2 protein-coding genes are annotated in these 472 nt (G+C 69.9%); one reads left to right on the top strand and one right to left on the bottom strand.

Going from position 1 to position 472, the window contains the following annotated elements; translation table 11 throughout:
• A partial coding sequence (locus HUX53_RS40445; protein WP_217920384.1) for an SDR family NAD(P)-dependent oxidoreductase occupies positions 1 to 314 on the bottom strand: 314 nt, incomplete at its 3' end.
• Positions 315 to 317: 3 nt separating this feature from the next.
• On the opposite strand from HUX53_RS40445, the gene HUX53_RS38105 reads away from it, so the two are divergent.
• On the top strand, positions 318 to 472 hold a 155-nt coding region (locus HUX53_RS38105; RefSeq protein ID WP_309237628.1), incomplete at its 3' end, for an SDR family oxidoreductase.

Below are 472 nucleotides of genomic sequence, written 5' to 3' on the forward strand. Positions count from 1 at the left end.
AGCGCGGGCGGGGGGGGCGTTGTGTGCAGGCCGGGCGGGATGCAGTGCGCCCGTACGTGGGGCGCCGGCTCGATCGGGCACTGCGGGGTGGGGTGGAGGGCCGCGGCCTTGGTGACGTTGTGGTAGCCGCTGCCGTGCTGGGGGCCCAGGCCGCCGGTGGACGGGGTGTTGATGAGCGAGCAGCCGCGCTCGGCCATGCCCGCCTTCAGCGCGAGCTGCGTCCACGCCACGATGGGGAACTGGTTGATCTCGACGGTCTTCGCGGCGGCTCGATCATCAACATCGCGTCCATCGGCGGCCTGGTCACCGAGCAAGGCATCGGCTACTACAACGTCACCAAGGCCGCGGGCATCCACCTCAGCCGGCAGTTCGCGATGGAGCTGGCGCCCAAGGTGCGGGTGAACTGCATCGCGCCCGGCCTGGTCAAGACTCACCTCGCCCCCGCGCTCTGGGAGCAGTCTCTTATACACAA

Source organism: Actinomadura sp. BRA 177, from assembly GCF_013372625.1.
Lineage (GTDB): Bacteria > Actinomycetota > Actinomycetes > Streptosporangiales > Streptosporangiaceae > Spirillospora.